The organism is Streptomyces sp. UC4497 (genome assembly GCF_054871485.1).
In genome coordinates this window covers 30,113-43,267 of the sequence record NZ_JBTYHB010000014.1, presented here as the reverse complement: position 1 = coordinate 43,267, position 13,155 = coordinate 30,113, and the positions used below count along the sequence as shown (strand labels likewise).

Here is a 13,155-nt window from a genome sequence, read left to right as displayed (position 1 = left end):
GTCCTTACAAACGTCATATGTAATCCCCGACGATTGTCCCTGGAGGACCACGCGGAAGGGGGAAACCCAGGGAGGTCAGTACATGGTCGGCACCGGTGCGCCCGGCGGCGGCGCGAGACCCGCTGCCGGGTATGCGGCGGACGGCACACGGAGCCCGGCACGCGTGGTCGGACTGCTGCTCGCCGCCGTGGCGGCCCTGTACGTGGTGGCGCCCGCGGTGCATTCCGCCGCCGTCCCCCTGGTCCACACCGAGCTCGGCCTCGGCACCGGCCAAGAGGTGGTCGCCCGCGTCGTGGGCTCGTCCCTGGCACTGCTCACCCTGTTCGTCGCGGGACGGGCCGGTGACCTGCGGGGCCGGCGCTCGGTACTGATCGTGTCCCTGGCGGGGCTCGCCGCCGGCTGCGCGCTGCTCGCCGTCGCCTTCGACGGCTGGTCGTACGTGCTCGGGCGGATCGTCGTCGCCGTGGCCCTCGCAGCGGTCTTCGTCAGCTGCCTCGCCTTTCTGCCGACCGTGTTCCTGCCCGGCCGCATGCGCAAGGTGATGGGCGGCTGGCTGGCCGCGATGTCCGTGGGCTTCGTGATCGCCGTGAACCTGGCGCCGCGGGCGGCTTCCACCACCGGGTGGCGCGTGGCCATGGCCGTGATGACCGTCGCGGCCATCGCCGCGCTCTTACTGGTGCACCGCTATGTACCCGAACCCTCCGCGGCGACGCGGCATCCGATGCCGGACCGGCCGCGTGCTGCCTGCCTGATCGCCTTCGGCGTCCTCGCCCCCGCCGCGCTCCAGCTCGCCCCCGTGTGGGGGTGGGCGGACCCGCGCGTGGGCCTGCTGCTGCTCGCCGCCACGGTCGCCCTCGTCCTCGCGCGGCTGCGCTGCCCCGGCCTGTCGATGGCGTCCCGCGGTCGCCCGGCGCTGATGCCGGGAGCGCTGCGAGCGGGCGCGCTGATCGCGGGCCTCGCGCTCGGCTTCACCCAGGTCGTGCTCTCCATGGCCCTCCCGTCGCTGGCTGCCGAGAGGGGCGGCGGCCCGGAGTCCGCGGCGTTCGTCCTGTCGGCCTTCGGCGTCGGCGGCGCGGCGAGCTGTCTGCTGGTGCGGCGCCGCGCGATCGCACCGGTGACGGGGTCCTCGCTCGGCCTCCCGCTGGCCGCGCTCGGCCTGGTCCTGCTGCACGCCGGACTGAGCGTGCACGCCTACCCGGTGGCGGGCGACTTCGCCGTCGTGGCGTTGATCGGCTTCGGCGTCATGCTGGCCGCCGCACCGCAGATGGCGCGCTACCTCGCCGCCCTTCCCCGTACCCACCTCGGCACCAGCGCGGCGCTGTTGCCCGGCTCCATCCTCCTCGGCACCGCCGCCGCGCAGGCCCTGCCGTACACGTCCGCCATCGACAGCGCCCCGCTGCCCTCCGAGGCGCGCCAGCTGCTGCGCGTCGGCACGATCGTGCTCGCCGTGGCCGCGCTGCTGCTCGGCCGTGTAGCGGTCTCCGTGGCGGTGGCCTGCGCCGCGGGACTGCAGTACCTGTTGACGCGTACGGGCATCGGCGACGCCGGCACCCTGATCGTCGCGCTCGCCTTCGGGGCCGCAGCCGGCGCCGTCGTCTGGTCACGGCGGGAGCAGCGCGACCGGCTGACCCGGATCAGCCAGACCGCGAGCACCCTGCAGCACGCCGTGCTGCACCCCATACCCGAGGACCTGGGTCGGCTTCACCTCGCGAGCCTGTACCGGCCCGCCACCGCGGACACCGGCATAGGCGGCGACTTCATCGAGGCCCTGCACACCCCGTTCGGCACCCGCATCCTCATCGGCGACGTACGAGGCAAGGGGCTGCAGGCGGTGCAGACCGTCACCGACCTGCTGGGCTGTTTCCGCAGCCAGGCCTTCGAGACGGAGGAGCTCGGGGAGCTCGCCGCGCGCCTCGACCGGCAGGTGCAGCGCGCCGCCGCCACACGCGAGGACGAGGAGCTGTTCGCGACGGCGCTGCTGCTCCAGCACGACGGCCCGGGGCAGGAGGCCTACGACCTGCACGTCGTCAACTGCGGCCACCTCACGCCGCTGGAGGTCACCTCCGGGGGCGTCACGGAGATCGACGTCCCGACCCTGCTGCCGCTGGGCTTCGGCACGCTCGGCTCCGGCGCCCCGCCCTCCCCGCACACGGTGCGCCTGGGCGCCGGCGCGACGCTCGTGGCCCACACGGACGGCCTGAGCGAGGCCCGGAACCCGACAGGCGAGTTCTACCCCCTCACCGAGGGCCTGACCCGGGCGCCGTACGGCACCCCCGAGCACCTCGTCGGCCACCTCGACGCCGGCGTCCGCGACTGGACCCACCACCTGGCCGACGACATCGCGATCATCGCGCTGTGCCCGGCCGAGACCCCGGCCGCCGCGGTCCCCGGGCCGTCGACCGGCCTCAGCGGCCGCGCCACCGGACCGGCCCAGAGCGCCTGGTGACGACCGAGGCCCTGTAGCGGCGCACGCCCAGGCGCTTGCCGCCGTCTCGGTGCCGAGTACGCCGCTGCTGCCGCGGCCCATGGTGTCGCGTCACCCGGACAACCCCGGGATGACCGGCGCCGGGGCGGCCTGCCCCGTGCGCAGGACCGTGAGGAGGGAGCGCAGTGCGGCGTGGGCCTGGGGCGCGCAGGTGGCGGAGTCGGCGTCGGACACCGCGCGGTGTGCGCGCGTCCAGGCTCTGGCGGCGCGGCCGTTGTGGTGGTCGACGAGGGCCAGGGCGTAGCGGGCGCGCATGCTCGACCACACGTCGTCGCGCAGTCCGGGCTGGGCGAGCGCGGCGAGCGCCGCGCGGTGTGCGGCGCGCGGCTCGGTGTCGCGCCGGGCGACGGCGAGGGCCGCGAGGTAGACGGCGCGGCCCGGTCCGCCGGTGGCACGGTCGGGGGTGAGGACGCAGGCCTGCTCGAAGAGGTCCCCGGCCTGGAGGGGGTCGCCGAGGGTGAGGGCGATGAGTCCGTGGACATGGGCGATGCGGGCCAGCAGGGTGTCGTCGCCGTCGAGGACGGCACCGGGCCAGATCCGGTCGAGCAGGGTGAGGGCCGTGTCCGGGTCGGTGCGCGCGGCGAGCCAGGCGGCGAGCCAGGCCGCGGGGGCCGCCGACGGGTGGTCCTCGGGGCAGCGGGCCAGCAGCTGGAGGAGATAGCGCAGCCCGGCCGCGGCGTGGCCCGTGACCCACCAGAACCACAGACGGGTCGCGGTCTCCAGGGCGGCGACGGTGACCTCGGGCCGGGGGTCGGTCAGCGCGTAGCGCAGGATGGCGTTGATGTTGTGCTGCTCGTCGGCCACCAGGCGTACGGCCTGCGTCTGATGACCGTGCTCCCACAGGTGTTCCGCGAGGTGCACGATCCTTCGGCAGTGTCCGGCCCGGCGTTCGACGGCGATGTCCAGCTCGCCCGCCTCGGTGAGCCGGCGCTCGCCGAACTCCCTTACGGCCGGGGGCATGCGATAGCGCGGCTCGCCGGGGCCGTGCGGATCGTTCTCGTGCTGGAGCAGACCGAGCGAGGCCAACTGGGTGAGCAGGCCCGGCACTTGATGCGGGGCGATCTCGCCGCCGGTGCACAGCAGCACGGCCGCCGCCTCGCCGAACGACCCGGCCAGAATGCTGGCCCGGCTCCACACCATCCGCATCCAGGGGGAGCACAGCGTGTGCACCGCCCCGATGGCCGCCTCGACGGAACGGTGCCGCGGCAGACGCTGGCGGGGGCTGTGCAGCCAGGACTGCCCGTGCTCCACGAGCTCGGCCAGGTCGTGCAGGGAGTACGACCTCAGCTGGGCGGCGGCGAGTTCGATGGCCAGGGGCAGTCCGTCGAGGGTGTGGCAGACGGCGTGGACGCGTTCGAGGGTGGCCGGGTCGCGGTGCCGCAGCGCGCCACCGGCCGTGGCCAGGAACAGGCGCGCGGCGGGCGAGGGGGAGCCGTCGTCCTCGGGCTCGGTGGGGAGCGGGCCGAGCCGCAGCACCGCTTCGTCGCCGAGACCGAGGGGGCTGCGGGCGGTGATCAGGACCTGGAGCGTGGGGTGGTGGAGCAGCTGCCGCTGGACCACGCCGACACACTCGTCATGCACCGGGTCGATGTCGTCCAGGAACAGCAGGACCCGAGGCGTCGCCCGCCGTCCGGTGGTCGGGCCGTCCGGCGGGAGCGGGGTGCTGAGCAGCGCCTGCCGTACGGCGTTGCGAAAGTCCCCCGGTCGGCCGGACGCCTCGGGCCAGGACACCCGCACGACCTGCCGTCGGGGCGGCCGGGACCGCTGCGCGGCGATGTCGCTCAGCAGACTCTTGCCGACCCCGACCGGGCCGGTGACGGTGACCAGTCGGTGGACCGCCAACAGACTCCGCAGTTGGGTCAGTTCCGCCTCTCGCCCGATGAGGGAGTCGTCGGCCCTGCTGTCCGCGACGAGCCTGAGAAGCGTGCCGACCTCGCCGGCTTGCTTGCGCACCTTGTGTCCTTTGGGGCTTCGATGAATGGAACGAAGGGTGGTGAGCGAAGATCAGCAGAATCGTTACTGTCGGCGACTCCCGGCAGCTTCAACGCGGGTGGCGCGCCCCGGTAGTGCGTGGGGGCGCAGGCGTACCCGCAGGGCAGACAATTCGGATGCGCCCGATGACGAAATCCATGAAAAACCCCCATTGGGGGCACATTTCACGTGCACGCGCGCACAGAAACTGCACATGAGGGCGCCCGGTCAGGACGCCCACCCCGTCGTGACGGGTCAGGGCTCCCGGCCGTTGAACACGTCATTGCGCAGCAGCTGTTCGGCGCACCAGCGGAAGTGGCCGTCGTCGTCGCCCATGCCGAACAGGTCGTAGGTGGTGAGGGCGTACGCCGCTTGGTAGGCGCTCAAGGTGGCGGGCGCGTAGCCGAGTTCGTCGGCGAACAGCCGGGTGAGTTCCTCGGTGTGGGCCGCCGCGTGCGGGCCGTACATGTCCCAGACGGCCGCGGTGACGGCGGCTTCGAAGGCCGGGTCGCCGGCGGTGGTGCAGAAGCCGAAGTCGAGTACGGCCACGGGGTGGCCGGAGGCGTCCACATGGATGTTGGGCGGGACGAGGTCGCCGTGGATCGCGGTGTCCGGAACGTCGGGGAGCGAACGCAGCGCGTCGAGCGCGCGCTCGACACCCGCGTCGAGGCCGGGCACGAGGCGTGCCAGCGCGTCGCGATGGCGGGCGACGGCGCGCGAGACGAGGCCCGCGAGCGCGGACGGGAACCGGTGCTGTCCCTGCCACAGGGGACGGTCGTCGCCCTGGACGGTGAGCGTGCGCATCGCGTCCGTCGCGGGCACGGAGGCCAGGCCCCGCAGGACCGCCAGCAACACATCCCGATGGTGTGCCGGCAGTTCGCGGTCGAACGGTTCGTGCGCGGAGTCGCCGTGCACCGACGTGCCCGGCAGATCGCGCTCGTACGTCACCACCACGCCCTCGTACTCCGAGACCTCGAAGATCTCCGGCGTGACGAACGGCAGGCGGTGCGCCGCGATGTCCGCGTACACCTGGCGAGTCAGGGCGAGGCCTGCCGGTGGGCGCCCGGTCCACACCTTGGCGACCCGGCCGTTCCCGAGTGCGTAGACGACACCCTCGACACCGGCGCCGATACGGCGTGCGCCGGGGTGTCCGCGCTCGGCGAGGCGGCGGGGCCAGGGGTCGGCGGTGGGATGTGCGGGTTGCTGATGGCCGGTGGGCGGGAGCTCCTCCATCCGCCCAGTAGATCAGGGGAGGGGCGGGTGATGTCGAGCAGGCGTCGGCGGCCGGCGGACTCGTGTCTTGGGGTGTCTCGCCCGACCATGCCACCGTATTCACCGCTGAGCCACGTCAAATCACGCTTCATGGCGGCTTGTTGCATCGATCGGCACGGCAAATACGGGCCTCATAGCGGCAATTGGTGCGCGACCTGTTGCCCCAGAGGCTCAAGCGCTTTAGCGTTCTCGCACTCAACCGCTTGAGTTCAGGGCAGTTGGGTTTCGGGCCGTCCCGTTCGGGGGCGGCTTGCCGGTAGGCGTGGCAGGAGAATTCCATGCGCCGTACTCCCTCCAGACGCTCGACCCTGAAAGACATCGCCGAAGAGGCGCGCGTGTCCGAGTCCGCCGTCTCCCTGGCGCTCAACGGACGGCCCGGTGTCTCACCGGCCACCCGCCGACGGGTGCGCGAGGTCGCGGACCGGCTCGGGTGGCAACCGAGCGCGGCGGCACGGGCGTTGACCGGGGACAGCACCGCCACGGTCGGCCTCGTCCTGGCCCGCCCCGCGCATGCCCTGGGCGCGGAGTTCTTCTTCCTGCAGCTGGTGTCCGGGATCCAGGAGGCGCTCGCCGTACGGAGCATCGGACTGCTCTTTCAGGTGGTCCCCGACCTGGACGCCGAGTGTGCCGCCTACCGCCGCTGGTGGGCCGAGCGCCGGGTCGACGGTGTGCTGGTCGTCGACCCGAGGGACGGCGACCCGCGCCCGGCGCTGCTCGACGAACTCGGCCTGCCCGCCGTCTTCGTCGGCCCCGTGCCGCGGAGCGAGGACGGCACGGTGCACCCGGGCATCTCCAGCGTGTGGGCCTCGGACACCCTGGCGATGGCCGGCATCGTCCAGCACCTGCACGGCCTCGGGCACCGCCGCATCGTGCACATCGCGGGGCTGCCCCATCTCGCCCACACCCAGCGGCGGATCCGCTCCCTGCGGGACGAGGCGGAGCGGCTCGGGCTCGACCCCGCCGACGTACGCAGCATCCCCACCGACTACTCCCGGCAGCAGGGCGTCGACGCCACCCGGCAGGTGCTCGACACACCTGCGCCGCGGCGGCCCACTGCCCTCGTCTACGACACCGATGTGCTGGCCGTCGCCGGGCTCGGCGTCGCCGCCTCGCTCGGCATACCGGTGCCGGACGCGCTGACGCTCGTCGCCTGGGACGAGTCCGTGCTCACGGGCTCCACCCACCCGCCGCTGTCCGCCCTGGTGCGTGACACCCCGGCCTTCGGGCGGCACGCCGCCGAGGAGCTGCTCGCGCTGATCGACGGCGGGCCCGCGCGCACCGTCGAGGACGAGACCCCGCGCCTCGTCCCGCGCGGCAGCAGCGGCCCGGCCCCCGCGGACCGCGGTCACGCCCCGACCGGTCGTGCCCCCACGGGGCGTGTCCCCGCCGGTCGTGCCCCCACGGGACGTACTCCCACCGGCCGCGCCTCCACCACAGGAGGCGCCCCCACCCACCAAGGCCCCACCCCCGGCTGATCCACGCACCACGGCGCCCCACCGCCTTGCTCTGACAACGATGTCCAACGTGTGCCGCTCCACCCCACCCCCCGCGCGATGTCCCCCGCCCCCAACACCCCTCCGGAGAGCCTCCGATGAACCCGAAGCTCCGCGTGACCCCCATGTCCCGACCCGCCACCGCGCGTACCGGTGTCCGCGTCGCCGCCGTCGGCGCCGCGGTGTTCTCGCTCGCCCTGGCCGGCTGTTCGGCCGCGCCGACCCCGGCGGGCGGCTCCGCCGGTGGCGGCGCGCTCACCACGAACCTCGGCTTCGCGGGCACCACCATCAACCGCAACTTCAACCCGTTCGCCCTCAAGCCCACCCAGGGCACGTTCGGTTTCCAGTACGAGGCACTCTTCGACTTCAACATTCTTCAGGGCGGCAAGTTCACCCCCTGGCTGGCGAAGAAGTACGAGTGGGCCGACGGCGGCAAGAAGATCACCATCCACCTCGACGAGCGGGCCAACTGGAGCGACGGCTCCAAGCTCACCGCCAACGACGTGGTGTTCACCCTGAACTACGTGAAGAAGAACAAGCTGCCCCCGACCTGGGCCTTCGACTTCACCAAGGCCTCCGCGCCGGATGACCACACCGTAGAGATCACCTTCGACTCACCCGCCTACTCCAAGATCGACAGCATCGGCGGGACCACCCCGGTGCCCGAGAAGATCTGGAAGAAGAAGGACGGCGCGAAGGACACCAATCCGAACCCGGTCGGCTCGGGCCCGTACAAGCTCAAGCAGTACACACCGCAGCAGCTCACCTTCGAGGCCCGCGACAACTACTGGAAGCAGAAGAACGTCCCGGTCAAGACCGTGAAGGCGCCCATCGTCACGCAGGCGTCCGAGGTGCCCAAGCTGCTCAGCGGGGAGCTCGACTGGAGCGGCGGCGTCGTGCCCGACGTCAAGAAGCAGTACATCGACAGGGACCCGAAGAACCACCACGCCTGGTACCCCACCTACGGCGGCCAGTTCCTGTTCTTCAACCACACCAAGAAGCCCTTCGACGACGTCCACGTCCGCAAGGGCCTCTCGCTGGCCGTCGACCGCAGCCAGCTCCTGAACGTGACCAATCCGGGGATGTTCAACACCCTCAACCTCACGGGCCTCGACTCGAAGACCCAGGGCAAGTGGATCGCCGACGAGTACAAGGACGCCGAGCAGCCCAAGGCCGAACTCATCAAGGCACTCGCCGAGTTCAAGAAGGCCGGCTACACGAAGAAGAACGGCAAGCTGGTCGACGGCGGCGGCAAGCAGCTCAGCTTCTCCATCATGGAGGTGCAGGAGTGGGGCGACGCCGTCCAGTTCGACAAGGTCGTCGCCTCGCAGCTGAAGAAGGCGGGCATCGACGTCAATGTGAAGCCGATCGCGGCCGCGCAGATCGACGCCAAACGCAAGTCCGGTGACTTCGACGTCACGATCGGCGGCGGGATCTACTACTCCACGCCGTACAACTTCTTCAAGGACATGCTCTACAGCGAGAACGCCGGCATCTGGACCAACTACGGTCACTACAAGAGCAAGAAGGCCGACGCGCTGCTCAAGGACATGGCGAGCGCCAACGACGACGCGACGGTGAAGAAGTACTCGGCCGAGTTCGAGAAGATCATGGTCGACGACGTGCCCGCCGCACCGCTGATCACGATCGGCGTCTCCTCCGAGTACAACAGCAAGAACTGGACCGGCTGGCCGAGCGCGAAGAACCCCTACGCCCAGCCCGCCCCCTGGGGCGGTGGCGTCGACGCCATGAGCATCCTGCTCAACCTCCGCCCGGCGAAGGGCTGATGGACATGGCCACTGCTCCCGTCCTCACCCCCGCCGCCGCGGAGGCCCCGCCACCCAACCGTCGCTCCGCGGCCGCACGGTTCGGCGCCGCCCGCTACTTCCTGCGGCGCCTCGGCTTCTACCTCGGAGCCGCCGCCGTCGCCGTCACCCTCAACTTCCTCATCCCGCGCCTGATGCCGGGCGACCCCGCCTCCGCGCTCATCTCGCAGATGCAGCAGAAGCAGAACCTGTCCGCCGACCAAGTCACCAGCATCTACCGGCTGTTCGGCGCGCCCGGAGCTCCGCTGTGGGACCAGTACGTCACCTACCTCGGCCAGATCGCCCACTTCGACTTCGGCGCGTCCGTCGCGTACTACCCGACGCCCGTGTGGGAAGTGATCCGCTCCGGGCTGCCCTGGACGATCGGGCTCGTCGGCCTGACCGCCGTGCTCGCGTTCGTCATCGGCACCTCGATGGGTGTCATCGCGGGCTCCCGCGTCGGCTCGCGCTTCGACTCCTTCATCACGCCCGCCTCGATGTTCCTCGGCGCGCTGCCGTTCTTCTGGGTCGCGCTGTTGCTGGTCATGGCGTTCGGCGTGCAGCTCAACTGGCTGCCGATCAGCGGCGCGTACGACGGTGACATGGCGGTCGCCTTCAACGGCCCGTTCCTCATGAGCGTCGTGACACACGGCATCCTGCCCGCCATCACGATGGTCGTCGCCTCGTTCGGCGGCTGGCTCGTCGGCATGCGCAACATGATGGTGACCACCGTCTCCGAGGACTACGTGCTCCTGGCCCGCGCCAAGGGCCTGTCCAAGGCCCGCGTGATGTTCCAGTACGCCGCCCGCAACGCGGTGCTGCCCAGCGTCGCCGGCTTCGCCCTCACCATCGGCTCCGCCGTCAGCGGCCAGATCCTCGTCGAGATCGTCTTCTCGTACCCCGGCGTCGGCTATCTGCTCTACCAGGCCGTCTCCAGCGTCGACTACCCGCTGATGCAGGCCCTGTTCCTGATCGTCTCGCTCACCGTGCTCGCCGCGAACTTCATCGCGGACTCGGTGTACGGACTGATCGACCCGCGCGCGAGGGAGACCCGCTCATGACGACGTCGGTACGCGGTGCGCGACCCGGCAAGCCCGCACGCGCCGGGCGGCGGCTGCCGAAGCTGCCCGGGAACATCAAGGTCCGTGTCGGGATCACGATCATCGTGTTCTTCACCCTGGTCGCGGTGTTCGGCCCGTTCGTCGTGGAGAACCTGATGGGGCTCCAGCCCGACGCCGTCGACACCAGCGGCTCGATGCAACCGCCCTCCGGGGCACACCTGCTGGGTACCACGGCCAACGGCGAGGACGTCTTCGCGCAGCTCGTCGTCGGCAGCCGTGTCTCGCTGCTCGTCGGGCTCGTCGCGGGCGTCGTCACCACGGTGCTCTCGGTCCTGGTCGGGGTCGCGGGCGGCTACCTCGGCGGGCGGGCGGACTCGTTCCTCACCGTCGCCACCAACATCTTCCTCGTCATCCCCGGCATGCCGCTGCTCATCATCGTGGCGAGCTATGTGCAGGGGCGCGGCGGCTGGCTCACCGTGGCCCTCGTCATCGGCCTCACCGCGTGGCCGTGGGCAGCGCGGCAGAAGCGGGCGCAGACACTGTCGCTGCGGCACCGTGACTTCGTGGCCGCAGCCGAGATGACCGGTGAGAGCCGCTGGGGTGTCATCACCCGCGAGCTCATCCCGTCCCTCGCGCCGCTGATCTCCGTGAGCTTCCTCGGCGCGGTCGTCGGCTCGATGTTCGCGGACGCGGGCCTGTCCTTCATGGGCCTCGGCAACATCAACATCACCAGCTGGGGCTCGATGCTGTACTGGGCGCAGAACGGCTCGGCGCTCACCCGCGGCGCCTGGTGGTGGTTCGTCCCGCCGGGCGCGTGCATCGCCCTGGTCGGCGTCGCCGCGGGGCTCATCAACTTCGGCATCGACGAGGTGTCCAACCCCCGTCTGCGCAAGCCCTCCAAGCAGGTACGGATGCGGGCCCGCGCCGCCCGCCTCGGCGCGGCCGACGCCGCCGTGCCCGCCCAGGCCACGCCCGTGAAGGAGGCCACGTCATGAGCCCGACCACCGGGGCCCCGCTGCTCACCGTCCGCGATCTGCACGTCGACTACTTCGACCAGGACGACCCCGTGCACGCCGTCCGCGGCGTCGACCTCACGCTGCGCCGCGGCGAGACGCTCGGCATCGTCGGCGAGAGCGGCTGCGGAAAGTCCACCCTGGTCACCGCCATGACCCGCCTGGAGCGGCCGCCGGCCGTGACCACCGCGGGCTCGGTGATCCTGCACGGCCACGACGGCGCCGACAACACCGACATCCTGCGCCTGACCGAGCGTCAACTGGCCGCGCTGCGCTGGGAAAAGGTAGCGATCGTCTTCCAGAGCGCGATGAACGCCCTCAACCCCGTACTCCGGCTCGGCACCCAGTTCGCCGACGTCCTCCGCAAGCACCGCGGCCTGTCGAAGAAGGAGGCCTGGGAGCGGGCGGGGGAGCTGCTCGGCATGGTCGGCATCCCCGCCGACCGGCTGCGCTCCTACGCCCACGAGCTGTCCGGCGGCATGCGCCAGCGCGCCACCATCGCCCTCGCGCTCGCCTGCGAACCCGACCTCGTCGTCATGGACGAGCCGACGACCGCTGTCGACGTCGTCATGCAGCGCCAGATCCTGCGCCAAGTGGCACGCCTGAAGCGCGAATTGGGCTTCTCGGTCGTCTTCATCACCCACGACCTGTCGCTGCTCATCGAGATCGCCGACCGGATCGCCGTCATGTACGCGGGCAAGATCGTGGAGACCGGGCCACCTCGCCGCCTCTACGAGGACCCGCAACACCCGTACACCACCGCACTGCGCGGCGCCTTCCCTCCGCTCCACGGCGAACGCCGCGAGATCACCGGCATCCCCGGCTCGCCGCCCGGACTGCGCACCCCGCCGCCCGGATGCTCCTTCCACCCGCGCTGCGCGCACCGGATGGACGCCTGCGACCGCGAGGAGCCGGTCCTGCTGCAGCTCGGTGACGCCGGCGATGTCGCCTGCCATCTCCACCGGCACCCCGCCACGACGACCCCGGAAGCCGAGGACCGCCATGCCCGCACCTGAAACCACCCTCCCGGCACCGGTGTTGGAGGCCCGCGAGGTCGTCAAGCGCTTCCCGATGCACGGGCCGGGCGGCCACGGCAAGGAGGTCAAGGCCGTCGAGCCGACCTCGCTCGCCCTGCACAAGGGCCGCATCACCGCGCTCGTCGGCGAGTCCGGCAGCGGAAAGTCGACGCTCGCCCGGATGCTCGCGCTCGCCTACCCGCCCACCGAGGGCGAGATCCGGCTCGACGGCGACGTCGTCAAGAAGGCCCGCACGGCGAAGGCGAAGCGCGCGTACTACCGCCAGGTCCAGATGATCTTCCAGGACCCGTTCTCCTCGCTCAGCCCGGTCCACAAGATCCGCTACATCCTCAGCCGCCCCTTGAAACTGCACGGACTCGCGTCGGGCGCCGAGGACATGGAGCAGCAGATCCTCCAGCTCCTCGAACGCGTCAACCTCACACCCGCCGACCAATTCATCGACAAGTTCCCCTACGAGCTCTCCGGCGGCCAGCGCCAGCGCATCGCCATCGCCCGCGCGCTCGCCGCCCGCCCCAAGGTGCTCCTCGGTGACGAGCCGATCTCCATGCTGGACGTCTCGATCCGCCTGGACATCCTCAACCTGCTCGGCAAGCTCCGTGACGACGAGGGCCTGGCGATCCTCTACATCACCCACGACATCGCCAGCGCCCGCTACTTCGCCGACGAGATCAAGGTCCTGTACGCGGGTCAGCTCGTCGAGTCCGGACCCGGCGACGAGATCGTGGCCAATCCCCAACACCCCTACACCAAGCTCCTGTTGGACTCGGCCCCCGACCCCGACCGCGGCGGCTTTCTCGACGAACCGGACGTCGCCGACGACGAGGAGACCCTCGGCGAACCCCCGAGCCTCGTCGACCCGCCCTCCGGCTGCCGCTTCCGCACCCGCTGCCCGCTGGCCAAGCCCGTCTGTGCCACGGCCTTCCCGGCCAGGACCCAGGTCGACGAGAGCCACTGGGTGCACTGCTGGGCGCAGGACGAGCAGTACGCCTGAGCCCGACCCGTACCACCCCGAAAGGAC

The 13,155-nt window shown here is 71.4% G+C and carries 9 protein-coding genes; 7 read left to right on the top strand and 2 right to left on the bottom strand.

The window, feature by feature from the left end:
• Positions 1-82: 82 nt before the first annotated feature.
• A complete protein-coding gene (locus tag ACYSUO_RS21005) occupies positions 83-2,446 on the top strand; it encodes an MFS transporter (RefSeq protein WP_461777728.1) in 2,364 nt (787 codons plus the stop codon).
• A 90-nt stretch (positions 2,447-2,536) separates the two neighbouring features.
• Here ACYSUO_RS21005 and ACYSUO_RS21000 read toward each other — a convergent pair whose 3' ends face one another.
• Positions 2,537-4,438, bottom strand: coding sequence for an ATP-binding protein (locus ACYSUO_RS21000; protein ID WP_461777727.1), 1,902 nt, complete (start codon positions 4,436-4,438; stop codon positions 2,537-2,539).
• Between the two features lie 273 nt (positions 4,439-4,711).
• Positions 4,712-5,689 carry a phosphotransferase family protein gene (locus ACYSUO_RS20995; RefSeq protein ID WP_461777726.1) on the bottom strand — a complete coding sequence of 326 codons (978 nt, stop codon included), beginning with the start codon at positions 5,687-5,689 and terminating at the stop codon, positions 4,712-4,714.
• Between the two features lie 317 nt (positions 5,690-6,006).
• Between ACYSUO_RS20995 and ACYSUO_RS20990 the strand changes: the two genes are divergently transcribed.
• The 6 genes from ACYSUO_RS20990 to ACYSUO_RS20965 all read left to right on the top strand — a co-directional run bounded on the left by ACYSUO_RS20990 (position 6,007) and on the right by ACYSUO_RS20965 (position 13,128).
• A complete protein-coding gene (locus tag ACYSUO_RS20990; RefSeq protein WP_461777725.1) occupies positions 6,007-7,203 on the top strand; it encodes a LacI family DNA-binding transcriptional regulator in 1,197 nt (398 codons plus the stop codon).
• 116 nt (positions 7,204-7,319) lie between these two features.
• Complete coding sequence (locus ACYSUO_RS20985) at positions 7,320-9,008, top strand: ABC transporter substrate-binding protein (RefSeq protein WP_461777724.1); 1,689 nt, start codon at positions 7,320-7,322, stop codon at positions 9,006-9,008.
• Positions 9,009-9,013: 5 nt separating this feature from the next.
• Positions 9,014-10,087, top strand: coding sequence for an ABC transporter permease (locus tag ACYSUO_RS20980; RefSeq protein ID WP_461777723.1), 1,074 nt, complete (start codon positions 9,014-9,016; stop codon positions 10,085-10,087).
• Complete coding sequence (locus tag ACYSUO_RS20975; RefSeq protein WP_461777722.1) at positions 10,084-11,082, top strand: ABC transporter permease; 999 nt, start codon at positions 10,084-10,086, stop codon at positions 11,080-11,082. Before ACYSUO_RS20980 ends, ACYSUO_RS20975 begins: the two co-directional genes overlap by 4 nt.
• Entirely contained in the window at positions 11,079-12,116 is a 1,038-nt protein-coding gene (locus ACYSUO_RS20970) for an ABC transporter ATP-binding protein (RefSeq protein ID WP_461777721.1), read from the top strand. Before ACYSUO_RS20975 ends, ACYSUO_RS20970 begins: the two co-directional genes overlap by 4 nt.
• A complete protein-coding gene (locus ACYSUO_RS20965; protein WP_461777720.1) occupies positions 12,103-13,128 on the top strand; it encodes an ABC transporter ATP-binding protein in 1,026 nt (341 codons plus the stop codon). Before ACYSUO_RS20970 ends, ACYSUO_RS20965 begins: the two co-directional genes overlap by 14 nt.
• The last annotated feature ends 27 nt before the right edge of the window (positions 13,129-13,155 follow it).